The sequence below is a fragment of the Microbacterium esteraromaticum genome, assembly GCF_900163815.1.
Lineage (GTDB): Bacteria > Actinomycetota > Actinomycetes > Actinomycetales > Microbacteriaceae > Microbacterium > Microbacterium esteraromaticum_B.
Map to the genome: position 1 here is coordinate 118,256 of NZ_FUKO01000012.1, position 25,320 is coordinate 143,575.

Here is a 25,320-nt window from a genome sequence, read left to right on the forward strand (position 1 = left end):
AGGGACAAGACGGGCGCTGACGCGCCCGTGCGGGTGAGCGTGTGCGCCTTGCGCGTGCGGCCTGGCGGCCGTTCGCGGCGCACACGCACCCCGCCCGCAGGGTCACGCCGTCCTGTCTGGGCCGCTTTCCCCGTCCATTCCGACCGCATCAGCGCTGCCGCGCGCCGCAAACGGCACTTGCCCTCGAAAACATGGCCACCCGAGCACGCCAAATAGGGCCGACAGCCGTAGCCGCCAACCCTCACGCCCGATGCGCAGCGTTACGGTGCGCGCGCGTGCTGCCGTGTGCTCCACGCCTCCCGAGCACGACGCGCCGCTTGCTCAGCCAGCCACTCCGCCAACCTCACATCACCGTCGCTCAATCCTCCGCCCACGTCAGCAGGCCGATTCGCCTCCATCCAGGCAGCTCTTTGCTCGCGCAACAATTTCCGGGTCACGTGCGACAGACTCCACCCCTCGCGCCGCTCAGTTGGACGCGAAACCGTTACGACATGGCCCCCAAAGCCGAGGTTGTCGTGCGCCCGCCGAGGGCAATCCGATGGGCCGCCAGGAGGGCAATCGACACAGCGCACACCGAGCCGTGCCGCCTGCCGTAGCCGCTTCACAAACTCAACACGCTCAGGTGTCGCCGTCTCATCACGCTCTCCCGGCAGAATATCCTTCGTGCTATACATCAACGCCTTGGATGTATACGAGATCACGCGCGCAGCAGCCCGCGACATGTCCGGCGTGACGTCGTCCGACTCCATGACCCGCGCCCGAATCTCCCGATCCTGCACACCCCGCTTGCCCCACTCAACGACCTCGCCCGTTTCCGGATGCGTCGCCGTCGCCATACGCGCCGCATGTCCCATCGTCTCCGCATCGACGACTGCCCCCACAGGAACTCTCACGACGATATGGAGGTGCAGCGCCATACGCGATTGCAGCTCTCGGACGGCGTAGTACTCGGCGTCCGGGCAGAGCCGCCGCATTGCCGCCACCGACGACCGCCAGAGTTTCCCGAGCGCCCCGTGCCACCGCACCTGATCCTCATACCGGTATGAATCCTGGTCAATGGGCAGCCCGCGTAGGTGCACGTCATCGTGCCCATGGGTCTGCCCGCACTTACAACGCCTGCCCGCGTCACGCTCCCATTTCGGCACCAGATGCACCGGGCCGAACGATGGAGCCGACAGCGTGATGAAGAAGTACTTGTACGACGGGAGCGGGTGCCCGTCGGCGTCGTAGATGCCCGACCGCGCGATGCGCTGCCAATCGCCGCGATATAGACCAGCGCACGACGGACACACCGCTGTACGGCGAGACTGGCACCGAATGAACCGGCCAGGCTCAACTTCGTACGGACGGGCGCAGATGTGCGAGCGGATCGCGGCGAGGACATCATCGGACGGTAGGCCAGATGTGCCCGTGGAGGTCATATCGTGCGCACCCCCGGCGCACCCCCACCGTGCATACGACCACCGACCATCGCAGGAGATGCAACGGAATCACCACGTGGAACCCGCTGCACAGCAGGTTCCGAGTCCTTCACACGGAAGAGGTCATCGGTTCGAGTCCGGTATCGCCCACCGAGAGAAAGCCCCGGCAGCGTCAGCTGTCGGGGCTTTCTGCACTCTCGCATTGAAGCGATCACGCGGTTCGTGCGGCGGGGCCGTGCACCTTCTCAGGAGTGGGCTTCGAGAACAGCACGACGATCACGACCGTGATGCCCACCACGATGTGGGGCAGCCACACGTTCAGCGCCTCTCCGGCGAAGCCGAAGATCCAGGGCGACAGGGCGAGGAAGACACTGGCGACGATGTCGAACACCAGGTGCACAGGCATGGGGATGAGGCCGAAAGGACCCCACTCGTACCGGGTGAAGAGACTGTAGATGATCAGCCCGATACCCAGGATGATCGGAATGATGACGGCTGCTCCGCCGACGGACGAGAATCCGAACAGCCACGGCGCTGCGATGAGGGCGATACCGACCAAGTAGTCGAGCACACCGTGGACCTTGGTGGGAATGAAACGCATGATTCCTCCTTGGATGAAAACCGCGAAGTGCGGTCTGCATGGTGTTCGTCACCCTTTCTTGATCGGATTGGAACCAATCGGGAAGTACGGTGGAGCAATGAAGCGGATCGTACTCACGGGCGGCAGCGGGCTCATCGGCACGGCGCTGCATGATTCGCTCGATTCCGACGGGCATCACCTCATCCAGCTGGTGCGGCGCACGCCGCAGCATCCGCACGAAGTCGCCTGGGACCCCGGCGCCGTGCTCTCCCCCGACGTCCTCGCCGGGGCGGATGCCGTCGTGAACCTCAACGGTGCGAGCATCGGCCGACTGCCTTGGACGCCTCGCTACCGGAGAACGCTTCGCGAATCGCGTCTGCACGCGACCCGCACTCTCGCCACGGCGATCCGGACGCTCGGCACCGACGCGCCCTCTTTCATCTCCGGTTCCGCTGTCGGCTACTACGGCGACCGACCCGGCGAAGACCTCACGGAGACGAGTTCCGCCGGAGACACCTTCCTGGCCGAACTCTGCGTCGAGTGGGAGGAAGGCGCGCACGCCGCCGGTGAGAACGCTCGCGTGGCACTCCTGCGCACAGCACCCGTACTGCATCCGCAGGGCGTGCTCAAGCCGATGATCGCGCTCACTCGTCTGGGTCTCGGCGGACGGCTCGGGCCGGGGACCCAGGTGTGGCCGTGGATCTCACTCGACGATGAAGTCCGCGCCATCCGGCACATCATCGACTCCGACCTCTCCGGCCCTGTCAACCTCAGCGCGCCAACCCCCGCAACGGCCACCCAGATCGGCCGCGCGCTGGCTGCGAGACTCCGCCGCCCGTTCCTGGTGCCCGCCCCCAGCTGGGCTCTGCGCCTCGGCCTCAGCCGTGACGCGGCAGATTCGCTGCTGCTCTCGGATGCTCATGTCGAGCCACGCGCTCTGCTGGCGGATGGGTTCGAGTTCCAGCATCCGACTGCCAGCGAAGCGATCGCCGCAGCCATCGACTGATCACACCCGGTCAGCCGCGCGCCCACCCGTAGCGGGTGATGAGCGCCTGCGCGATGCTTCCGTACCGCTGCTGGTCGAGAACCGCCGCCTCGCGCCGCATGCCCTCATCGTGCACGCTGTAGAGCTGCTCGATATCGACCCAGGACTCGCGCCCCTGCGAGTCCCAGGCCCCTGATCCGATCGACAGATAGTCACGATCGCCGTCGTGCGGTTTGCTGGTCATCCGCACGGCATACACGCGATCCGCGGCGTGTCGTCCGATCACCAGTACCGGGCGGTCCTTGCCCCGGCCGTCGTTCTCCTCGTACGGCACCCAGGTCCAGATGACCTCTCCGGAATCCGGGCGGCTGTTGCGAGACGGTGCATAGCGCACCGCCACGTCGTGGATGCGCTCCGGGTCGACCTGCACCGTCTCGAAGCCGGCCATCCGGCCCGGGTCGGTCTCGCGGGACTCTCCGTGATCTGCACGCGGCGGCGTGCCGCTGCGCCCGTCCGGCCGCAGCACCGCATTCGGGCGCTTCGGGTGATCCGGCCACTTCGACGCGCCCTTCGACAGCATCCCCGTGAGAATGTCAGCGAGGGTGGACAGGATGCGCTTCGTCGAACTCACCTGCCCACCCTAACCGCGACGGACGCGACTACTCGATCAGCGCGTATCCGGCTTCGCCGTGCACCGCGAGGTCGACACCGGCGACCTCCTCCTCGCTGTTCACCCGGAACCCGATGGTCTTCTCGATGATCATCCCGGTGAGGAACGCCACCGCGAACGAGTAGACGAGCACGCCACCGGAGGCGATCACCTGCACCGCCAGCAGCCGGAGGTCTCCCCCGGTGAACAGGCCCTGCCCGCTGGCGAAGAAGCCCAGATAGAGCGTGCCGAGCATGCCTCCGACCAGGTGCAGCCCGACGACGTCGAGGGAATCGTCGAAGCCCCAGCGGTACTTCAGGTCAACGGCCATCGCACACGCCACCCCCGCAAGCGCCCCCAGCAGCAGCGCCCAGCCGGGCGCGAGGTTCGCACATGCCGGGGTGATCGCGACCAAGCCCGCGACGAGCCCGGAGACCGCGCCGACCGAGGTGGGCCGGCCGTCCTTGATCTTCTCGATCAGAATCCAGCCGAGGATGCCGGCCGCAGCGGCCCCCAGCGTGTTGATCGCGATCAGGCCGACCTTGCCCATGTCCTCGGACAGCCACTCCGCGCCTGCGTTGAACCCGAACCAGCCGAACCACAGCAGCGCCGCCCCCAGCAGCGTCAGGGGGACGTTGTGCGGCTTCTGGATGCCCTTTTGAAACCCGATGCGCTTGCCCAGCACCAGAGCGAGCGCCAGCGCGGCAGCACCCGCATTGATGTGCACCGCGGTGCCGCCGGCGTAGTCGATCACGGCGATACCGCTGTCAGCCCCGAACAGTGTGCTGCCCAGGTGCATGATCCAGCCGCCGCCCCACACCCAGGCCGCGATCGGGAAATACCCGATCGTGGCGAACACGCCCACGAAGATCAGCCACGGTCCGAACCGCGCCCGGTCGGCGATGGCGCCAGAGATCAGGGCGACCGTGATAATCGCGAACGTGGCGCCGTACGCGACCGTGAGCAGAGTGATGTTCGCACCATCGCCGGACGCCGTCTGGACCAGCCCGAAGTCGGCGAAGGGATTTCCGGCGAATTGCACCGGGTGCGAGACCGTGCTCATCGAGAACCCGTACAGCACCCACAGCACCGCGATCAGACCGATCGCGCCGAAGCTCATCATCATCATGCTGATGACGCTCTTCGCCTTCACCAGACCGCCGTAGAAGAAAGCAACGCCGGGCGTCATCAGCAGCACGAGTGCCGTTGCCGTGATGACCCAGGAGATATTGCCGGCAGCATCCATATCGAACCTCTTTCCTCGTCTGTGAACGAGGTTCAGTCTGCTGTCGGGATGTTTCCGGCTTCGGCGCCGAGTGTTGCCGGGGTGTTACAGCATCCGCCCGGGTGTGAACGTCTGGTTACGCGGCATCCGTCACAGAGTGCGTCAGGGCGTTCAGACGCGAGACGGCTCGCAGATACTTCTTGCGATAGCCACCGGCGAGCATCTCATCGCCGAAGACGGCATCCAGCGACACCCCGGTCGCCGCGACCGGCAGCTGCGCGTCGTACACCCGGTCGACGAAGGCGACGAATCGCAGCGCCTCGGACTGATCGACCAGTACCCGCACATCGCGCAGGCCCACGAGGTCGAGCCCATCGATGATGCGGATGTAGCGGGAGGGATGCACCTGGGCGAGGTGACGGATCACGTCGGAGAACTCGTCATCGGATGCGGTGCCGCTCTCGCTCGCCGCATCGATCGCGTGCACATACGCGGTGTCGTCGAGCACGACGGCATTGCCGTCGATCGCCCGCTGACGGAAGTCGACGCCATCTATGCGGAGCGTCTCGAAGCTCTCCGACATCGCGTGGATCTCGCGCAGGAAGTCCTGCGCGGCGAACCGGCCCTCGCCGAGCGCGTTCGGCGGCGTGTTCGAGGTGGCGGCGAGTTTCGTGCCGGATGCGACGAGCTCGCCCAGCAGTCGCGTCATCACCATGGTGTCACCCGGATCGTCGAGCTCGAACTCGTCGATGCAGAGCAGGTCGGCGCCGCGGAGCAGGTCGACGGTGTTCTTGTACCCGAGCGCGCCCACGAGCGCTGTGTACTCGATGAACGAGCCGAAGTACTTCCGGCGTGCCGGAAGCGCGTGGTAGATGGCGGCCAGCAGGTGAGTCTTGCCGACGCCGAACCCGCCGTCGAGGTAGAACCCGGGCTTCATCGGCGTCTCCTTCGGCGCACGCCGGAAGAACCCGCCCTTCTTCGCCGGTTCGCTGCGCCCGGCGAACCGCTGCAGCAGCTCTTTCGCCGCCTCCTGAGACGGGTACGCCGGATCGGAGCGATAGCTCTCGAACGTCGCCGAATCGAACTGCGGCGGCGGCACGAGGCTCGCCAGCATCTCGGCTCCGGTCACGGAGGGCGTGCGTTCGGTGAGGTGCACGACACCGGTGCGAGTCTGCTGTGTCATCAGGTTCCTGAGGTCATAGTGTTGCGATCCGGATGCCGGTCTGCCAGAAGGGATCTATCGTCAATAGGGACGGCTCAACTTTACGCCGTCGCCGCACCATCCCCGCGCGCCGCTCATGAGTGCAGCGCGCGCCGCATCCAGAGGAGCAACTGTGACCGTCGAGCACGACACATCATCCGCAAAGTTCGCCGAGTACACCGAGCCTGGGCGCCTCGTCACCACTGAGTGGCTCGCCACCAACCTGGGAAAACCGGGCCTGGTGGTCGTGGAGTCCGATGAAGACGTTCTTCTGTACGAGACCGGGCACATCCCTGGTGCGGTGAAAGTCGACTGGCACACCGAGCTGAACGACCCCGTCGTGCGCGACTACGTCGACGGCGCGGGCTTCGCCGAACTGCTCAGCGGCAAGGGCATCAGCCGCGATGACACGGTCATCATCTACGGCGACAAGAACAACTGGTGGGCCGCCTACGCACTCTGGGTGTTCTCGCTGTTCGGCCACGAAGACGTGCGTCTTCTCGATGGCGGCCGAGACAAGTGGATCGCCGAGGGCCGCGAGCTGACTACCGAGAAAACCGCGCGTCCCACCACGCAGTACCCGGTCGTCGAGCGTGACGACTCGGTGCTGCGCGCGTACAAGGAAGACGTGCTGGGGTTCATCGGCAACGGTCCGCTTATCGACGTCCGCTCGCCGGAGGAGTACTCGGGCGAGCGCACCCACATGCCCGCGTATCCAGAGGAGGGCGCTCTGCGCGGCGGGCACATCCCCACAGCGCAGAGCGTGCCGTGGTCGCGTGCCGTCGCCGAAGACGGGGGCTTCAAGCCCCGTGCCGAGCTCGAGCAGATCTACCTGGGCGACGCAGGCCTGAAGGCGGGCGATGACGTCATCGCATACTGCCGTATCGGCGAGCGTTCCAGCCACACCTGGTTCGTGCTGCAGCACCTGCTCGGTTTCGAGAACGTGCGCAACTACGACGGATCCTGGACGGAATGGGGCAGTGCCGTGCGTGTGCCGATCACCACCGGCACCGAACCCGGTTCGTTCTGAACATGGAAGAATTGCAGGGATGACTGACACGCACGTTCCCGAAACCCTCGCCGAGTTCCGCGACGAGTTCCTCGAGCTCCCCGAAGGCGACCGCCTGGAGCTTCTGCTCGAGTTCGCGAACGAGCTGCCCCCGGTGCCCGACCATCTCGCCGACCACCCCGAGATGTACGAGCGCGTCGCTGAATGCCAGTCCCCCGTGTTCATCAACATCGAAGTCACCGACGGCGTCGTCGCCATGCACGCGACGGCGCCGCCGGAGGCGCCCACGACACGCGGGTTCGCCAGCATCCTCGCGCAGGGCATCACCGGGCTGAGCCCCGACGAGGTGCTGGCGATCCCGAACGACTATCCGCAGAGCATCGGCCTCACCCGGGCCGTTTCGCCGCTGCGCATCGGCGGGATGACCGGCATGCTCATGCGAGCGAAGAACCAGGTCATTCAGAAGCGCTGAGCCCCTGGGCTTTCGTCCAGTCCGTGATAGCCGCAGTCCACCCGGTCTGGTCATAGTTCCAGAGCTTGGTGTGCCGCGCGACCGTGAACGTCGGCATGGTGACCAGATCCGGTCGAGCGGCGGCGAGGGCATGGGACGCATCCGACGGCACGAAACCGTCGTCGTCGCTGTGCAGGATGAGAATCGGCGCATCGAGTTCGGATGCCCGCGCGACCATATCGAGGCGGTCGAAGGCGATGGCATGCTCTGAGCCGCTGAGTCGGGCGGTGACCAGATTCCCGAGCGCACCCATCGCCATTGCCGGCAACGGCTCGCGCAGGCCCGCTTCTCTGGCCTGGAAACGCAGCACCGTGCGCCAATCCACGACCGGAGAGTCGAGCACCAGCGCGGCGATCGCCTCGCGGTTGTCGGATGAGACCGCAACCTGCAGTGCGATCGCACCACCCATCGACCAGCCCATCAGCACGACGCGCTCGGCGCCATGTCGCAGTGCGTACCCGATCGCCGCATCCACGTCGCGCCATTCCTCCGCGCCGAGCGCGTAGCTTCCCCCGCGCGAGCGCGGAGCCTCACCGTCGTTGCGGTAAGAGACCACGAGCGTCGTCAGCCCGAGCGCATGGAACACCGGCACCGCGCGCAGGCACTCAGAACGAGTCGTGCCTCTTCCGTGCACCTGAATGACCCAGGTCGCCGAGGCCGCATCCGCTGGCGCAACCGGGAACAGCCATGCCGGGCACGGGCCTGCGGGTGACCCGATGAGCACACTCTCCCATGGCAGGTGCAGTTCGCTCGGAGTGACGTAGTACCACCCGCTGAACGCGGCATCGCGGTCGACGCGCGCGCCGGTCTCGACCTGTGTGAGCAGTTTGCGACGAACCTTCTTCGCATCGACGCTGAGCACCGCACCGAGCTTGACGTATCCGTAGGTGCCCGTCGTGAACAGACCGTAGCGGCCCGGCAGCTCGGTGTCGGGGGTGCGATCGAGCTCGATCGTCTGAGCACCGGTGTCCACCGCGAGAATGTGCGTATCGTTGCGTCTTTCGGCCGGGGTGACCACTCGCCGCGCGGTCGCGAACACTGCGAAGGCGACCGCCGCGCCTGCGGCGATCACAGCGGGGACGGCGATGGCTACGGCGTGCCTGAGACTCTTCATCGCCTCCTGACTCTAGCCTGTCCAGGTGAGCGCACACTCGGATGCCGCAGGCCTCTTCGACGTCGCAGCGGCAGAGCTGCGTGAGACGTCGTTCCGGAAGGACATCGTCGTGCGCGAGATCCCCGCTCCCGCGGGGCTCGCCCCCTTCGCTCTCGCCTTCGCCGCCGATGTGCGGCCCGACGACCACGGGGACTCGGCATACGGCACGGGACGCTTCGTCCTCCTGCATGACCCTGAGGAGCCGGCAGCGTGGGCAGGCACCTGGCGGATCGTCGCCTTCGCGCAGGCCCCGCTCGAACCCGAGATCGGCACCGATCCGCTGCTCGCCGACGTAGCCTGGTCCTGGCTCGTCGACGCACTCGACTCCCGTGATGCTGGATACCACACGGCCTCCGGCACGTCCACGACAATGCTCTCCAAGGGCTTCGGCGGACTCGCTGAAGAGGGTGACGGCGCGCAGATCGAATTGCGGGCCTCGTGGACTCCGGCCGCTCCCCTGCGCCCGCATGTGGAAGCATGGGCAGAATTGGTGGGGATGCTGGCAGGGCTGCCACCTGGATCAGAAGATGTCGCCGTTTTCGGCGCGAGGAGGAGCGGACGTGGCTGAATACTCCGTGATCGGCGACCACACGGAGTTCGAGAACGCCGCGCGCGTCCTGGCAGCAGGGACCGGTCCGGTCGCCGTAGACGTCGAGCGCGCCTCTGGCTACAAGTACTCGCAGCGCGCGTACCTGGTGCAGGTTTTCCGCCGGGATGCCGGAGTCTTCCTCTTCGACCCACCCGCCATCGGCGACTTCACCGCGCTGGAAGACGCGATCGGCGGTCTCGAGTGGGTCTTTCACGCCGCGAGCCAGGATCTGCCTTCGCTGCGCGAACTCGGTCTGGAGCCGGCAAGCATCTTCGACACGGAGCTTGCCTCGCGCCTGCTCGGCAGCGACGGGTTCGGATTGGCCGCGGTCGTCGAGCATGCCCTGGGCATCACCCTGGCGAAAGCGCATTCGGCCGCGGACTGGTCGACCAGACCTCTGCCGGATCCCTGGTTGGAGTATGCAGCCCTCGACGTGCTGCACCTGATCGACGTGCGCGACGTGCTCACGCAGAAGCTGGAGGACTCAGAGAAGTCCGAGATCGCGCACCAGGAATTCATGGCCACGCTGACTCGAGCACCGAAGCCGCCCCGCGAAGAGCCCTGGCGGCGCTTGAGCGGCCTGCACAAGGTGCGCGGCGCACGCCAACTGGCCGTGGCTCGAGAGCTGTGGAACGCCCGCGAAGCATACGCCGAGCAGATCGATGTCGCGCCCGGCCGACTGGTTCCAGACCGCTCGCTTCTCGCGGCAGTGATCGCCGCACCGCAGTCGAAGCAGGCGTTGGCTGGGCTGAGCGAGTTCCACGGGCGAGCCAGCCGTACGCAGCTCGACCGGTGGTGGGATGCCATCGAACGCGGCCGGGCATCGGAGCAGCTGCCACGAGAGCGGGTGCCCAGCGACGCACTGCCGCCTCCGCGCTCCTGGTCGGACCGCAACCCGGAAGCCGATCTGCGCCTGAAAGCCGCTCGCCCTGTCGTGGAGGAAGTGGCCGAGCAGCTGCACATGCCGACCGAGAATCTGCTCACCCCGGATCACCTGCGCCGCGTGGCGTGGAACCCGCCGGAGCTGACGGCCGACGGCGTGGGTGCTGCGCTCGAAATGCTGGGTGCTCGACCCTGGCAGATTGCGCATACTGCACAGAAGATCGCGGAAGCTTTTGTAGATGCACCGCAATCCGCGTCGGATCCGGACGAGACTGCTTCGTAGGTTCAACCCAACCGATTCCGCCGCGAGATGGCGCACTCCTAGGCTGGGGTCAATCCCAACCAATGGAGGCAGAGTGGCCGAGATCTCGGACGTCTACTTCGTCGATGGAGTGCGCACCCCCTTCGGGCGCGCCGGCGAAAAGGGCATGTACTGGAACACCCGCGCTGATGACCTCGCTGTAAAGGCGACCATCGGCCTGATGGAGCGCAACGATGCCGTCCCCGCGGACCGCATCGACGATGTCGCCATCGCCGCAACCTCGCAGACCGGAGACCAGGGCCTCACGCTCGGTCGATCGGTGGCGATCCTCGCGGGCCTGCCCAACACGGTTCCCGGCCTCGCCGTCGACCGCATGTGCGCAGGCGCGATGACGAGCGTGACCACGATGGGCGCCTCTATCGGCTTCGGCATGTACGACTTCGCCATCGCCGGCGGCGTCGAGCACATGGGACACCACCCCATCGGCAGCAACGCCGATCCGAACCCCCGCTTCGTCGCCGAGAAGATGGTCGACCCCGCGGCCCTCGATATGGGAGTCACGGCCGAGCGCATCTTCGATCGCTTCCCGCACCTCACCAAAGTGCGCTCCGACCGCTTCGGCATGCTGAGCCAGCACAAGGTGCAGGCCGCCTACGACGCAGGCAAGCTCCAGCCAGATCTCGTTCCGGTGGCCATCAAGGGCGCTGACGGCGCCTGGGGCCTCGCGACCGAAGACGAGGGACGCCGTCCGCAGACCACCATGGAAGATCTCGCCGGTCTGAAGACGCCGTTCCGTCCGCATGGACGTGTCACGGCCGGCACCTCCTCGCCGCTCACCGATGGCGCGACGATGTCGCTGCTCGCGGGCAGCGGCGCGGTGAAGGAGTTCGGTCTCTCCCCCAAGATGAAGATGGTCTCGTTCGCGTTCGCGGGCGTGCAGCCGGAGATCATGGGAATCGGACCGATTCCGTCCACCGAGAAGGCGCTCAAGAAGGCGGGCCTCACGATCGCCGACATCGGCTTGTTCGAGCTGAACGAAGCATTCGCCATCCAGGTGATCTCGCTGCTCGACCACTTCGGCATCGCCGATGACGATCCGCGTGTCAACCAGTGGGGCGGCGCGATCGCGGTCGGCCACCCTCTCGCGGCCACCGGCGTCCGGCTGATGATCCAGCTCGCGGCCCAGTTCGCCGAGCGACCTGACGTGCGCTACGGCCTCACCGCGATGTGCGTGGGGCTCGGCCAGGGTGGCTCGGTCATCTGGGAGAACCCGTTCTACGACGGCAAGAAGAGGAAGTAAGCGGGCATGACGAACATTTCCGAGCAGTACGCGAACGTCGACTTCTCCCCCATCATGGCGCTCGCCGATGACGAGGTGATCACGCACTCCCCCGTGCGTGACATCCGTCTTGCGTCAGGCAAGGTCCTGGCCCTCATCACGCTCGACAACGGGCGCGACCACACCCGTCCGAATACGCTCGGCCCCGCCACGCTGGTCGAGCTCGGTGAGACGCTCGATTCGTTGAAGGCGCGCGCCGCCGCCGGCGAGATCCAGGCCGTCGGCATCACCGGCAAGCAGTACATCCTGGCTGCCGGAGCCGATCTGTCCGACATCAGTCGCGTCGGGTCGAAAGACAATGCGCGCCTGATCGCGCAGCTCGGCCACAAGGTCATCGGCTCGCTGTCCGAGCTCGGCGTGCCGTCGTTCGCCTTCGTCAACGGCCTCGCGCTCGGTGGGGGCATGGAGATCGCACTGAACTCCACGTACCGCACCGTGGACGCATCGGCGGCCGCGCTGGCTCTCCCCGAGGTGTTCCTCGGCATCATCCCCGGCTGGGGCGGCGCCTACCTGGTGCCGAACCTCATCGGCATCGAGAACGCCCTCGAAGTCGTCATCTCCAATCCGCTCAAGCAGAATCGGATGCTCAAGCCGCAGCAGGCCTTCGAGCTCGGTCTGATGGACGCGATCTTCTCGGCGTCGAACTTCCTCGAGAACTCGCTCAGCTGGGCAGACGCCGTGCTCGGCGGCAAGAAGGTCGAGCGCAAGAACGAGCCGGGGAAGATCGAGCGGACCGTGAAGTGGCCGATCGCCATCAAGATGGCACGGACCATGCTGGAGTCCAAGATCGGCACCGTTCCGCTCTCGCCATACGCAGCGCTCGAGCTGCTGGACAAGGCGAAGAGCGGCACCAAGGCCGAGGGCTTCGCGCGTGAAGACGAAGCGCTCGCCGAACTCGTCACCGGCGACCAGTTCGCCGCATCCATGTACGCCTTCGATCTCGTGCAGAAGCGTGCGAAGCGTCCTGTCGGTGCCCCCGACAAGGCGCTGGCGAAGAAGGTCACCAAGGTGGGCATCATCGGGGCCGGGCTCATGGCGAGCCAGTTCGCGTTGCTGTTCGTGCGCCGGCTGCAGGTGCCCGTGCTGATCACCGACCTCGACCAGGCACGCGTCGACAAGGGCGTCGCCTACATCCACGAGGAGATCGGCAAGCTCGAGGCGAAGGGCCGTCTCGACGGCGACACCGCCAACAAGCTGCGCTCGCTCGTGACCGGAACGACAGACAAGTCGCTGTATGCGGACTGTGATTTCGTGATCGAGGCGGTGTTCGAAGAGGTCGGCGTCAAGCAGCAGGTGTTCGGCGAGATCGAGAAGATCATCGCTGAGGATGCCATCCTGGCCACGAACACGTCATCGCTCTCAGTCGAGGAGATCGGCGCGAAGCTCGCTCACCCCGAGCGGCTCGTCGGCTTCCATTTCTTCAACCCGGTGGCCGTCATGCCGCTGATCGAGATCGTGAAGACCCCGCACACCAGCGAAGCGGCGCTGTCGACCGCGTTCGTCGTCGCCAAGGGCCTGGGCAAGAACGCGGTGCTCACCGCTGACGCCCCCGGCTTCGTGGTGAACCGTCTGCTGGCCAAGGTCATGGGCGAAGCCGCGCGGGCGGTCTACGAGGGAACACCGATCGTCGATGTCGAGAAGGCCTTCGGCCCGCTCGGCCTGCCGATGGGTCCGTTCCAGCTGATCGACCTCGTCGGCTGGAAGGTCGCCGCGCACGTGCAGGACACGATGGCCCAGGCATTCCCCGCGCGCTTCTACGCCAACGAGAACTTCCATGAGTTGGCGCAGCTCGACCAGGTCGTGGAGAAGGACAAGGGCGGTCGCATCACCGGCTGGACGAAGTCGGCCGAGAAGGCGCTCAAGGGCAATATCGGGTCTGCCCCGGCATCGGCCGAGACGATCCTGCGTCGGGTGCAGGACGGCCTTGCACAGGAGATCCAGATGATGCTCGATGAGGGCGTGGTGCCCGAGGTCGAAGACATCGACCTCTGCCTCATCCTCGGTGCGGGCTGGCCGTTCATCGATGGCGGAGCTTCGCCGTACCTCGATCGTGAGGGCGCCTCCGAGCGCATCTTCGGCAAGACGTTCCACAATCCGCCGATCCGCGGTATCGCGCACAGCTGACCCACCCGCTCCGGTACGAGTTCGTGTCGCTCCCAGCCTCTGGGAGCGACACACGCTCATACCGGAGCGGTGATCGGTTGCGGGAACAGCAGTCGGTCGGGCGGTGGAGGGGGCGGATGCTCATCCAGACGGCTGCGGCGGACGCTGGTCAGCCTCGCCACGGCGGGGCCAGTGCGATATCGCGCGCTCAGCCAGAGCCGTGATCGTCAGAGCGGGGTTCACTCCCGGATTCGCGGGTACCGCCGAGCCGTCGACGACGTGCAGCCCAGGGTGCCCCCACACACGATGATGAGCATCGATTACGCCATGCTCCGCGCTTTCACCGATCACGGACCCGCCGAGAAAATGGGCCGTCAGCGGAATGCCGAAGACCTCCGGCCAAGAGCCCCGCGCCTCCGCCGGGACACCTGTCTCCATCGCCATCCTCGCCGCGATGGCCTTGCTGGCGCGGTGCGCTTCAGGCAGGTACGACGGGTTCGGCTCGCCATGCCCCTGGCGGCTGGTGAGAATGTCGCGTCCGAGTCGTCTGCGCAGCGACAGCGTCAGCGAGTTGTCCGCCGACTGCATGACCAGAGCGATGATTCCGCGCTCGCTCCAGCGCCGCAGCGAGCCCAGGCGCAGTTGGCGAAGCGGATGCCGCACCAGGCGCCCCAGGAGGCTCGCCACTCTGCCCAGCGGGCCCCGATCCCCTGGCACGAGAACCGTCGCCAGCATCCCCATCAGATTGGAACCGGGACCGTAGCGGACGTTCTCGACGTGCGTGCGCTCATCGACGTGGAACGACGTCGTGATGGCGACGCCCTCTGCGAGTCGCGCTGTGTCGGGCACCCGCGTCGCGACCGCTCCGTCCAGGGCCTCTGAGTTCGTGCGCGTCAGCCGCCCGACCGTGTCGGAGATGTGCGGCAGAGCGCCGGATGCCTTCATCCGGTGCAGCAGCTGCTGAGTTCCCCACGTACCGGCAGCGAGCACGACCTGCTCTGCACGAATGGTGCGCTGCCGTCGGCGCAGCCACCCACCAGAGCTCTCGCTCGTGACCAGAAAACCACCGCGGGGGTCCCCCCGCACCTCGGTGATCGTCCGCAGCGGCTCGATCTCCGCGCCCTGTCGTTCAGCGAGCGCGAGGTAGTTCTTCATCAGGGTGTTCTTCGCGCCGACCCGGCATCCGACCATGCAGTTCCCGCAGAGCGTGCATCCCGTGCGGTCAGGGCCATCACCGGCGAAGAACGGGTCCGGAACCGTCACCCCCGGCATCCCCAGGAAGACGCCGATGGGCGCATGGCGGAACGATTCGGCGACGCCCAGATCCGCTGCGGCGCCCGCCATGATCCGCTCGACTGGGCCGGTATGCGGGTAGTGCTCGACGACACCCAGCATCCGCTTCGCCGTCGCATAATGCGTCGCGAGCTCGCTCCGCCAATCAATGCCACGCGGCCACTGCGCATCCGCGAAGAACGATTCTCCGGGTTCGTAGAGGGTGTTCGCGTAGTTGAGTGAACCGCCGCCGACGCCGGCTCCCGCGAGGATCATCACATGCGGGAGCCGGTGGATACGCTGCACCCCGTAGCATCCGAGTCTCGGCGCCCACAGGTACCGCCGCACCTGCCACGAGGTCGTGGCGAAGTCCGCGTCTTCGAATCTGCGACCGGCCTCGAACACGCGGACTCGATAGCCCTTCTCGCTGAGTCGGAGCGCAGCGACCGAGCCCCCGAAACCCGAACCGACGATCACGACGTCTTCATCGAACTCACGCATCCCTGCTCTTCCTCTCCGCCGGCGCCATGATTCGAAGCGCAGCCGGTCGCACGGTGATCTCGCATTCATCCGCCCCGACGCGCTCGCCATCGGCGTAGACCACCAGGCCTGGGGCCGAGACACGCACTGTCGCAGCCCGCTGATGACGCACCTCCGGGTGCTGCAGGTGCCGTCCCCGCAGCAGCAGCGGAAACAGCCGCAGCAGGCGGCGACGCGTCAGTGGAACGACCTGCACGACATCGAGCAGACCGTCGTCGGGCGCTGCGCCGACGCACACCGGCATCCCTCCGCCATAGCTGGCCGTATTGCCGACCGCGATGAGAGTTCCGGGAGTGTCGACCTCGGTGCCACCGTCGACGGAGAGCCGGAACTCCATCGGTCGCAGACGCAGCAGCTCGATGACCAGTGCCAGGTAGTAGCGCAATGCACCGCGCGGCCAGCGCAGCTGGTTGGTGCGATCACTCACCTTGGCGTCGAATCCGAGGGCCGCCACCGAAAGGAAGGGGGTCGTGCTCGCGCCGCTGCGCACCTCCCCCACGTCGATGACTCGGATGCTGCCGTGCACTGCCAACTCGGCCGCAGCCGCCGCATCACGGCGTGGCAGGCCCAGCGCTCGCGCCAGATCGTTGCCAGTGCCCGCAGGCACAAGAGTGAGCGGCACTCCGCTGGCGGCCAGCACGTCGGCGATCCCGGATACCGTGCCATCGCCACCGACAATGACAAGCACATCCGGGTTCGCCGCCAGTGCCTGCACAACGAGTTCCCGCGTCTCCGCAGCTGATTCACCGGCATAGGCCCGCACATCGCTGCCGCACCTGCGCAGCGCGGCGATCGCCGTTTCCGCATCCCGGCGCCCGCGGCCCCTTCCCGCACGAGGATTCGCGATCAGCGCGATATGCCCGCCCACGATCACGCGTCCTGCGCAGACGGTGCGGAAGCGGGGATGACGGCGCCCGGGTTGAGGATCCCGCGCGGGTCGAGTTCGCGTTTGATCGCGGCGAGGATTCGGATGCCGGTCGCGCCGATCTCGGATTCGAGCCATGGTGCGTGATCCCGCCCCACCGCGTGGTGGTGGCTGATCGTGCCGCCGGTGGCGACGATCGCGTCAGTGGCCTGCCCCTTGACCTTCTCCCACACGGACAGGGCATCCGTGCGCACCCCGGCGAGCACCGTGAAGTACAGCGATGCGCCGGTCGGGTACACGTGCGACACATGACACATCAGATAGCTCTTCGCATCAGCCTCGGCGAAACCCGCGCGCAGTGCATCTTCCACAGCCGCGCGCAGGGTCAGCAGGTTCGACCACGTCGTGGCGGTCTCCAGCGTCTCGCAGAACACACCGGCATCGAGAAGCGAATCGCGCAGATAGGGTCCGTCGAAGCGTCCGGTGCGCCAGTCCTCAGCCGGGCCCTCCCCGGAAGAGATGCCGCCTGCTGCCGCCAGCAGCGCCGACGTGCGTGCACGCCGAGCGGCGATGTCTTCACCCTCATAGACGGTGATCGCACTGGCGCCGCGGGTGAGAAGTCTGCCGATCTTCCCCACTTGCGCAAGGCTCACCGCCGTCTCCGACTCATCAGAGAGCCTGATCACGGTCGGCCCCGAGCTGTGCTGCGCGACCTGGCGGAGACCCTCGACACCCGACTCGAAGTCGGGGAACGTCCACGCTTCGAAGACGCGCTCCTGCGGCTGGGGATGCACCCGCACGCGCACTTCGGTGATCACACCGAAAATACCCTCCGAGCCGAGGAAGACGCGCACGAGATCGGGCCCCGCCGCCGTTCCTGGAGCCCTTCCCAGGTCGAGATCGCCCGACGGGGTGGCGACCCGCAGACCGGTGACCATGGTCTCGAATCGGCCGTAGCCTGCGGAGTTCTGCCCCGACGACCGCGCGGCGGCGAATCCGCCGATGGTGGCGTACTGGAAACTCTGCGGATAGTGCCCGAGCTCGAAGCCGTGCGCCGCCAGCAGCCGCTCCGCGTCGGGTCCGGTCGTGCCCGCAGCGAGGACGGCCTCCTGGCTGATCTGATCGATGCGGATGAGTCCGCTCAGCCGACGAAGGTCGAGGCTGATGACACCACGATGCTCGCCACGCTCGGGGTCGAGTGCGCCGACGACACTCGTGCCTCCGCCGAAGGGGATGACGGCGATTCCCTGCCGGACCGCGACCTCGAGGCAGGCCCGCACCTCATCGTGCGATGCCGGCCGGACGACCGCATCCGGCACGCTCTGCTCGGCACCGCGGCGACGAAGCAGGTCCGGCGTTGACTTCCCGCCAGCGTGCCGCAGGCGACCGTCGGCCGTCGTATCGACGTACGCCGCGCCGACCGCCCCCGCGAACCGATCCAGGTCGTCGGGTGTGAGCATGCTCACCGAAACGCGCACGTCGGTGAGTGCGGCGGGCGATTCCGGACGCCGCACGCGCCCGAGAAGCAGCGGAAGCAGGCTGCGCACCGCGAACGGCAGATCTTTCGCCTTGGCAGCGTCTCCCCAGCCGTTCCAGCGCATCTGCGGCTCCGATGCCGCACTGTCGTGCACATGCTCCATGCGTTACAGTGTGACAGATCATGGAAGAACGTCAACGGGTGGGTGCGGTCACGGAGAGCAACGAGGCGGCCTCGGATGCCACACGGTCGCGCATCCTGGACGCCGCCGACGCGCTGCTGCAGCGGCGCGGAGTTCGCGGGATGACGGTCGCCGAGCTGGCCAGAAGGTCGGGTCTCAGTCGGCCCACGATCTATCGCTATTGGAATGACGCCGATGACGTCATCCGGGCGGCACTGCTGCGACGGGTGGTGGTCATCCTGGGTCACTTCCCGCGTCCGGCATCCTCACGGCGAGAACTCGTCGACGACGTACTCCGCTTCATCTCCCGATTTCGCACGGATGCCGTCTACGCCCGCCTGCTCGCCGACGAGCCGGAGAGCTTCACTCGGTATACGCTGCAGCGGGTGGGCTCGAGCCAGCGCGTGATCCTTGACTGGCTCGCCCGAGCGATCGCGTCGGCTCAAGACGATCATTCCGTGCGCCGGGGCGACCCGCAGGAGATCTCGGTGATGCTTCTGCTCATCGCGCAGTCCGCGGTGCTCTCCCACGGCACTGTGTCCGAGCTGATCGACGAGGCCGGCTGGGAGCGAGAGCTGCGCGCAGCACTCGACGGGCATCTGCGACCATGAACAGCCACTCGTCCGACCTCGATGCGAAGCGGAGGCTGGGCGACCTCGACGCGTCGGCGGGCGAGACCGCTGACGTGCTCGTCATCGGCGGCGGGATCACCGGTGTCGGAGTTGCGCTCGATGCCGCATCCCGGGGCTTGCGCACCACGCTGATCGAAGCGCACGACCTCGCATTCGGCACCAGCCGCTGGAGCTCGAAGCTGGTGCACGGCGGGCTGCGCTACCTGGCGACCGGCGACGTCGCCACGGCTCGAGAAAGTGCCAGAGAGCGACACCTGCTGATGACGGTGATCGCGCCGCATCTCACGCACGCGCTCCCTCAGCTGCTGCCCTTCGGCTCCGGAGTGACGGCGCGACAGCGCGTTGCGGGCGCGGTGGGCGTGGGTCTGGGCGATGCACTGCGCGCGCGGGCGCACACGCCCCGTGCTGTGCTGCCCGGTCCGCGTTTCGTCTCCCCGCGCACGGCGAGAGCGCTGGCGCCGGCCCTGGCTGCGCGTGGGCTGCGCGGCGGGATGCTGTCGTATGACGGCCAGCTCCTCGACGATGCCCAGCTGGTCGTCACCATCGCCCGCACCGCCGCTGCCTGCGGTGCAAGGATCCTGACGCGTGTGCGCGCGCTCGAATTGCGTGCGGATGGCGCAAGCGCCGAAGACTCGCTGACCGGCACGCGCTTCGATCTCCGCGCACGCAGCGTCATCAACGCCACCGGCGTGTGGGCGGGCACTCTGGATGAATCGATCGCCATGCGCCCCAGCCGCGGAACGCACATCGTGCTGGATGCCGCCGATCTGCAGCATCCGTCTGCCGCGCTGACTATCCCGCAGGAAGGATCGATCAGCCGATATGTGTTCGCGCTGCCGCAGCAGCTCGGGCGCGTGATCGTCGGGCTGACGGATGAAGACGCCCCCGGACCGATCCCCGCGGTGCCGACCCCGACTGAGCGGGAGATCTCGTTTCTGCTGGACAGCCTCAACCGTGTCATCGAGGAGCCCCTGCGACGCGACCAGGTGCGGGGTGCCTACGCCGGCCTCCGGCCGCTCATCGATGCCGGATCGACCTCCACGGCGGACATCTCGCGACGGCACGTCGTCGCCCTGTCCGAAGCGGGATTCGTGAACGTCCTCGGCGGCAAGCTGACCACGTACCGGCAAATGGCTGAGGATGCTGTCACGCTCGCGGTGCGCACCCGAGGGCTGGCTGCCAGACCGTGTCGCACCGCAGCACTCCGGCTGGCGCCCGTCGAAGCTCTGGCGCGATCCCGCAGAGCGGATGCTGCCGAACACGTCGCCGACGGTATTGCTGTCACCCGAGCCGCGATCGAGTACGGGGTGCGCGCGGAAGGCGCGCTCACCGCGGAGGACGTTCTCGACCGACGCACGCGCATCGGGCTCGTCGAAGCTGACCGCAGCCGCAGCCGTGCGCTGGTCGAAGAGATCGTCGGCGAATCGCTCGCCGACCTCTGAACCGGCGTCCGTCAGTGACGGTGGTGCACCGGCGTCTCCATGTCGGCGGCCTCTGGTGCGTTGCGCGCGACCGGGATGCGGGTGCCGAGAACCTGGGACACGACATCCTGAGCGATCTTCGAGGCCGTCAGACCGGCGTCGGCGAGGATCTCATCGCGCGAGGCGTGCGCGATGTACTCGTCCGGCAGGCCCAACTCATCGACAGCGGTATCGACACCGGCTTCACGAAGCACCTGGCGAACGCGCGTGCCGATTCCGCCGACGCGGATGCCGTCTTCCAGGGTGATGACGAGTCGGTGCCGTGCGGCCATGGCGATGACCGACTGCTGCACGGGCACGACCCAGCGCGGATCGATGACCGTCGCGCCGATCCCCTGTGCACGCAGACGCTCGGAGACGTCCATCGCAAGGGCTGCGAAGGGCCCGATGCCGATGAGGAGGACGTCTTCGCTCTCACCGCGGGAGAGCACGTCGACGCCGTCATGCAGGCGCTCCACCGCAGGGATGTCGGCGGCGACGGAACCCTTCGGAAAGCGGATCACGGTGGGTGCGTCATCGACCGCGACGGCCTCGTCGAGCACCTCCTGCAGGCGGGCGCCGTCTCGCGGCGCAGCGATGCGAACGTGCGGAACGATCTGCATCAGCGCGAGATCCCAGATGCCGTGGTGGCTCGGGCCATCAGGCCCGGTGACGCCAGCGCGGTCGAGGACGAAGGTCACGCCCGCGCCGTGCAGACCGACGTCCATCAGCACCTGATCGAAAGAGCGCCCCATGAACGTGGCATACATGGCGACGACGGGGTGCAGGCCGCCGAAGGCGAACCCTGCGGAGGCGGCGACAGCGTGCTGCTCGGCGATGCCGACGTCGTAGACGCGGTCGGGGAACCGCTCGGCGAATGGCGCAAGGCCGGTCGGGCGCAGCATGGCCGCGGTGATCGCGATGACCTTCGGATCGCGCGAGCCCACCTCGACCAGAGCGTCGGCGAAGACGTCGGTCCACCCGCGTCCGCTGGAAGCGAGCGCGCCACCGGTCTTCGGGTCTATGCGTCCAACGGCATGGAACTGATCGGCCTCATCGTCGAGAGCAGGCTGATAGCCGCGCCCCTTCTCGGTGATCACATGCACGATCACGGGAGCTCCATAGGACTTGGCCAGTTCCATCGTCTCCATCAGCGTCGGCAGGTCGTGCCCGTCCACTGGTCCGAGGTACTTGATGTCGAGGTTGGAATACAGCGCCGCATTGTTGACGAAACGGGAGAGGAAGCCGTGTGTGCCGCCGCGTACGCCGCGGAACACCGCCCGGCCGAACGGGCCGAACGCGCGAAAAAGGCGATCTGACTTGCGATGCAGGTCGCGATACGTCGCCGCGGTGCGCATGCGGTTCAGATAGCGCGACATGCCACCGATGGTGGGTGCGTAGGAGCGGCCGTTGTCGTTCACCACGATGACGAGGTTGCGCTGGTTGTCATCGCTGATGTTGTTCAGCGCCTCCCAGGTCATCCCTCCCGTGAGCGCGCCATCGCCGACAACGGCGACGACGTGCCGATCGGCGCGTCCGGTGGCGGTCAGGGCGCGGGAGATGCCGTCGGCCCAGCTCAGCGAGCTCGATGCGTGCGAGGATTCCACGACATCGTGCGCACTCTCGGAACGCTGCGGGTAGCCGGCCAGGCCGCCCCGTGAGCGCAGCTGTGAGAAATCCTGCCGGCCGGTGAGCAGCTTGTGCACGTACGACTGGTGACCGGTGTCGAAGATGAAGGGGTCATCGGGCGACGAGAAGGTGCGATGCAGAGCGATGGTCAATTCGACGACGCCGAGGTTGGGGCCGAGATGGCCGCCGGTGCGCGCGACGTTCTCGACCAGAAAGGCGCGGATCTCCACTGCCAGTTCTGTCAGTTCCGCTGGTGAGAGCCGATCGAGGTCTCGTGGTCCGGTGATGCTCGGAAGAATCGGCATCGACGCTCCTCTTCGACTCGGCTGACGCATCACGCGGCCGCGCGATCCGAGTTTTCAGTCTACTGCCCGGACCCGAAAGCAAGCCGAAGACGAGGGGCTCGGATGCCGTAGCATCCGAGCCCCTCATTGCATCAGTTCTGCGTTCAGACCAGCGACCGCAGCACGTACTGCAGGATGCCGCCGTTGCGGTAGTAGTCGGCTTCACCCGGTGTGTCGATCCGTACGACAGCGTCGAACTCGACGGGCTGTTTGCCCTCGGGCGAGTGCTCGCTCGGGGTAGCTGTGACCTTGACCGTCTTCGGCGTCGTGCCGTTGTTCAGCTCTTCCAGGCCCGTGATCGACACGACCTCGGTGCCGTCCAGACCGAGCGATTCCCAGCTCTCGCCGGCAGGGAACTGCAGCGGAACGACGCCCATGCCGATCAGGTTCGACCGGTGGATGCGCTCGAAGCTCTCGCAGATGACCGCCGTGACGCCCAGGAGGCTGGTGCCCTTGGCCGCCCAGTCACGGGATGAGCCGGAGCCGTACTCCTTGCCGCCGAAGATCACCAGCGGTACACCGGCTGCCTGGTAGTTCTCGCTCGCATCGAAGATGAACGACTGCGGTCCCTCTGCCTGGGTGAAGTCGCGGGTGTAGCCGCCCTCGACCTCGGCGCCGTTGTTGACAGCGCGCACGAGCTGGTTGCGCAGGCGGATGTTCGCGAACGTGCCGCGGATCATCACCTCGTGGTTGCCGCGACGCGAGCCGAAGGAGTTGAAGTCCTTCTGCCGGACGCCGTGCTCCTCGAGATACTTCGCTGCCGGTGTGCCGATCTTGATGTTGCCGGCCGGGCTGATGTGGTCGGTCGTGACCGAATCGCCGAGCGCTGCCAGCACGCGGGCACCGGAGATGTCGGCGACCGGAGTGAGCTCGGTCGTCATGCCATCGAAGTACGGTGCCTTGCGGACGTACGTCGAGTTCTCGTCCCATTCGAAGATCGGACCGGTCGGCGTGGGCAGGCTCGTCCAGCGCTCGTCGCCGTCGAAGACGGTGGCGTACTGCTTGATGAACTGCTCGCGCGAGATCGACGAGTCGATGATCGTCTGGACCTCGTCCGTTGCCGGCCAGATGTCCTTCAGGAAGACATCGTTGCCGTCGGTGTCCTGGCCGAGCGCATCGGTGTCGAAGTCGAAGTGCATCGATCCCGCCAGTGCGTAAGCGACCACCAGCGGCGGTGAGGCCAGGTAGTTCATCTTCACGTCGGGGCTGATGCGTCCCTCGAAGTTGCGGTTTCCGGAGAGCACTGCGGTCACTGCGAGATCGTGGTCGTTGACTGCCGCCGAGACCTCGTCGATCAGCGGGCCGGAGTTTCCGATGCAGATCGTGCAGCCGTAGCCGACGGTGTAGAACCCGAGACCCTCGAGGTCCTTGTCCAGACCCGACTTCTCGTAGTAGTCGGTGACGACCTTCGAACCGGGGCCGAGCGTGGTCTTCACCCACGGCTTCTGCTTCAGACCCTTCTCACGCGCCTTCCGCGCAAGCAGGCCAGCCGCGATCATGACCGACGGGTTCGACGTGTTCGTGCACGAGGTGATCGCCGCGAGGGTGACCGCGCCGTTGTCGAGGATGTACTTCTCGCCGTCGGGGGTGGTGACGGGAACGGGCTTCGACGCGTGCACGGGAGCACCGCAGTTGATGTGCACCTCGCGAGTGTGCTCGCTCTCCTCACCGGGAACGGCCCCGGGGTCGGATGCCGGGAAGGAGTGCTTCGACTCGAGGTCGACGATGTCGTTGTTCGTCGACGCGGTGGCGTACCCGATGATGTCCTTTTCGAACTGCGCCTTCGCCTCGGAGAGGAGGATGCGGTCCTGCGGACGCTTCGGGCCGGCGATCGACGGCACCACGGTGCCGAGGTCGAGCTCGAGGTATTCGCTGAAGACGGGCTCGGTCTCGGGGTCGTGCCAGAGCTTCTGCTCCTTGGCGTAGGCCTCGACAAGAGCGACGGCCTCGTCACTGCGACCGGTCAGGCGCAGGTAGTCGAGGGTCACGTCGTCGATCGGGAACATCGCAGCCGTGGAGCCGAACTCCGGGCTCATGTTTCCGATGGTGGCGCGGTTGGCCAGCGGCACCGAGGCGACGCCTGCGCCGTAGAACTCCACGAACTTGCCGACCACTCCGTGCTTGCGCAGGATGTCGGTGATCGTCAGCACGACGTCGGTCGCAGTGACGCCGGCGGGGATCTCGCCGGTGAGCTTGAACCCGACCACACGCGGGATGAGCATCGACACTGGCTGGCCGAGCATGGCCGCCTCTGCCTCGATGCCGCCGACGCCCCAGCCGAGCACGCCGAGGCCGTTGACCATGGTCGTGTGCGAGTCGGTGCCGACGCAGGTGTCGGGGTAGGCACGTAGCACACCGTCTGCCTCGCGGTCGTAGATGACCTTGGCGAGGTGCTCGATGTTGACCTGGTGCACGATTCCGGTGCCTGGGGGCACGACCTTGAAGTCGTTGAACGCGGTCTGACCCCAGCGCAGGAACTGGTAGCGCTCGCCGTTGCGCTCGTACTCGATCTCGACGTTGCGCTCGAGCGCGTCCTCGGTGCCGAACAGATCGGCGATGACGGAGTGGTCGATCACCATCTCTGCGGGCGAGAGCGGGTTGATCTTGTTCGGGTCGCCACCCAGGTCGGTGACGGCCTCGCGCATCGTGGCGAGGTCGACGATGCAGGGAACTCCCGTGAAGTCCTGCATGACCACCCGCGCGGGCGTGAACTGGATCTCTGTCGTCGGCTCTGCGGCGGCATCCCAGGAACCCAGCGCTTCGATCTGCGCCTTGGTGACGTTCGCGCCGTCCTCGGTGCGAAGCAGGTTCTCCAGGAGCACCTTGAGGCTGAAGGGAAGCTTCTCGAAACCGGGAACGGTGTCGAGCCGGAAGATCTCATAGTCGGTGCCGCCGACCGTCAGGGTGCTCTTGGCACCGAAGCTGTTCACCGTGGACACGAATCCGTCTCCTTCTGAATCTGATGGATGCGACAGGCGACTCCATCTTGCTCGCCGATGGAGCGCGAGTGC

The 25,320-nt window shown here is 66.8% G+C and carries 20 protein-coding genes; 9 read left to right on the top strand and 11 right to left on the bottom strand.

The genetic code is table 11. The annotated features are described in order from the left end of the window. Positions 1-260: 260 nt before the first annotated feature. The gene (locus FM104_RS03920; protein ID WP_087130152.1) at positions 261-1,421 is read right to left on the bottom strand and encodes a replication initiator; all 1,161 of its coding nucleotides are present in this window, start codon (positions 1,419-1,421) and stop codon (positions 261-263) included. Positions 1,422-1,632: 211 nt separating this feature from the next. Beyond that, on the bottom strand, positions 1,633-2,022 hold the full coding sequence (locus FM104_RS03925; RefSeq protein ID WP_087130153.1) for an SPW repeat domain-containing protein: 390 nt from the start codon (positions 2,020-2,022) through the stop codon (positions 1,633-1,635). Between the two features lie 97 nt (positions 2,023-2,119). Between FM104_RS03925 and FM104_RS03930 the strand changes: the two genes are divergently transcribed. Further along, on the top strand, positions 2,120-3,007 hold the full coding sequence (locus tag FM104_RS03930) for a TIGR01777 family oxidoreductase (protein WP_087130154.1): 888 nt from the start codon (positions 2,120-2,122) through the stop codon (positions 3,005-3,007). A 10-nt stretch (positions 3,008-3,017) separates the two neighbouring features. Here the strand turns inward: FM104_RS03930 and FM104_RS03935 are convergent, their stop codons facing one another. The 3 genes from FM104_RS03935 to zapE all read right to left on the bottom strand — a co-directional run bounded on the left by FM104_RS03935 (position 3,018) and on the right by zapE (position 6,043). After that, on the bottom strand, positions 3,018-3,617 hold the full coding sequence (locus FM104_RS03935; RefSeq protein WP_256971509.1) for a type II toxin-antitoxin system PemK/MazF family toxin: 600 nt from the start codon (positions 3,615-3,617) through the stop codon (positions 3,018-3,020). A 28-nt stretch (positions 3,618-3,645) separates the two neighbouring features. Continuing rightward, on the bottom strand, positions 3,646-4,881 hold the full coding sequence (locus FM104_RS03940) for an ammonium transporter (protein WP_087130155.1): 1,236 nt from the start codon (positions 4,879-4,881) through the stop codon (positions 3,646-3,648). A 115-nt stretch (positions 4,882-4,996) separates the two neighbouring features. After that, positions 4,997-6,043 (bottom strand): cell division protein ZapE, encoded by a 1,047-nt coding sequence (gene zapE, locus FM104_RS03945; RefSeq protein WP_087130156.1) that lies wholly within the window; start codon positions 6,041-6,043, stop codon positions 4,997-4,999. A 151-nt stretch (positions 6,044-6,194) separates the two neighbouring features. Between zapE and FM104_RS03950 the strand changes: the two genes are divergently transcribed. Together FM104_RS03950 and FM104_RS03955 are read left to right on the top strand one after the other, a co-directional pair. Beyond that, positions 6,195-7,091 (top strand): sulfurtransferase, encoded by an 897-nt coding sequence (locus tag FM104_RS03950; protein WP_087130157.1) that lies wholly within the window; start codon positions 6,195-6,197, stop codon positions 7,089-7,091. A gap of 19 nt (positions 7,092-7,110) precedes the next feature. After that, a complete protein-coding gene (locus FM104_RS03955; RefSeq protein ID WP_087130158.1) occupies positions 7,111-7,542 on the top strand; it encodes a SufE family protein in 432 nt (143 codons plus the stop codon). Here FM104_RS03955 and FM104_RS03960 read toward each other — a convergent pair. Next, on the bottom strand, positions 7,526-8,695 hold the full coding sequence (locus FM104_RS03960; RefSeq protein ID WP_087130159.1) for an alpha/beta hydrolase family protein: 1,170 nt from the start codon (positions 8,693-8,695) through the stop codon (positions 7,526-7,528). The two genes, FM104_RS03955 and FM104_RS03960, sit on opposite strands and share 17 nt — an antisense overlap. 25 nt (positions 8,696-8,720) lie before the next feature. Between FM104_RS03960 and FM104_RS03965 the strand changes: the two genes are divergently transcribed. From FM104_RS03965 to FM104_RS03980, 4 genes are all read left to right on the top strand, one after another. Then, entirely contained in the window at positions 8,721-9,302 is a 582-nt protein-coding gene (locus tag FM104_RS03965; RefSeq protein WP_087130160.1) for a DUF3000 family protein, read from the top strand. Further along, positions 9,295-10,488, top strand: a complete 1,194-nt coding sequence (locus FM104_RS03970) for a ribonuclease D (protein WP_256971510.1) — start codon at positions 9,295-9,297, stop codon at positions 10,486-10,488. The genes FM104_RS03965 and FM104_RS03970 overlap by 8 nt, the downstream gene beginning before the upstream one ends. A 73-nt stretch (positions 10,489-10,561) precedes the next feature. After that, on the top strand, positions 10,562-11,767 hold the full coding sequence (locus FM104_RS03975; RefSeq protein WP_087130162.1) for a thiolase family protein: 1,206 nt from the start codon (positions 10,562-10,564) through the stop codon (positions 11,765-11,767). 6 nt (positions 11,768-11,773) lie between these two features. After that, the gene (locus FM104_RS03980) at positions 11,774-13,930 is read left to right on the top strand and encodes a 3-hydroxyacyl-CoA dehydrogenase NAD-binding domain-containing protein (RefSeq protein WP_087130163.1); all 2,157 of its coding nucleotides are present in this window, start codon (positions 11,774-11,776) and stop codon (positions 13,928-13,930) included. 120 nt (positions 13,931-14,050) lie between these two features. Here the strand turns inward: FM104_RS03980 and FM104_RS03985 are convergent, their stop codons facing one another. From FM104_RS03985 to FM104_RS03995, 3 genes are read right to left on the bottom strand one after another with little or no spacing between them, the layout of a single operon-like run. Further along, complete coding sequence (locus FM104_RS03985) at positions 14,051-15,682, bottom strand: GMC oxidoreductase (protein ID WP_087130164.1); 1,632 nt, start codon at positions 15,680-15,682, stop codon at positions 14,051-14,053. Further along, positions 15,675-16,589 (bottom strand): YegS/Rv2252/BmrU family lipid kinase, encoded by a 915-nt coding sequence (locus FM104_RS03990; RefSeq protein ID WP_179206661.1) that lies wholly within the window; start codon positions 16,587-16,589, stop codon positions 15,675-15,677. The genes FM104_RS03985 and FM104_RS03990 overlap by 8 nt, the downstream gene beginning before the upstream one ends. Positions 16,590-16,591: 2 nt before the next feature. Further along, positions 16,592-18,226 carry an FAD-binding oxidoreductase gene (locus FM104_RS03995; protein WP_256971511.1) on the bottom strand — a complete coding sequence of 545 codons (1,635 nt, stop codon included), beginning with the start codon at positions 18,224-18,226 and terminating at the stop codon, positions 16,592-16,594. A gap of 20 nt (positions 18,227-18,246) precedes the next feature. Here FM104_RS03995 and FM104_RS04000 point away from each other — a divergent pair, with 20 nt between their 5' ends. Together FM104_RS04000 and FM104_RS04005 are read left to right on the top strand one after the other, a co-directional pair. Then, entirely contained in the window at positions 18,247-18,855 is a 609-nt protein-coding gene (locus FM104_RS04000) for a TetR/AcrR family transcriptional regulator (protein ID WP_087130166.1), read from the top strand. Continuing rightward, entirely contained in the window at positions 18,852-20,318 is a 1,467-nt protein-coding gene (locus FM104_RS04005; RefSeq protein ID WP_087130167.1) for a glycerol-3-phosphate dehydrogenase/oxidase, read from the top strand. Before FM104_RS04000 ends, FM104_RS04005 begins: the two co-directional genes overlap by 4 nt. A gap of 11 nt (positions 20,319-20,329) precedes the next feature. Here FM104_RS04005 and dxs read toward each other — a convergent pair whose 3' ends face one another. Further along, positions 20,330-22,270: a 1-deoxy-D-xylulose-5-phosphate synthase gene (dxs, locus tag FM104_RS04010; protein WP_087130168.1), complete on the bottom strand. Its 1,941-nt coding sequence runs from the start codon at positions 22,268-22,270 to the stop codon at positions 20,330-20,332. Positions 22,271-22,413: 143 nt separating this feature from the next. Next, entirely contained in the window at positions 22,414-25,248 is a 2,835-nt protein-coding gene (acnA, locus tag FM104_RS04015; RefSeq protein ID WP_087130169.1) for an aconitate hydratase AcnA, read from the bottom strand. Positions 25,249-25,320 lie beyond the last annotated feature (72 nt).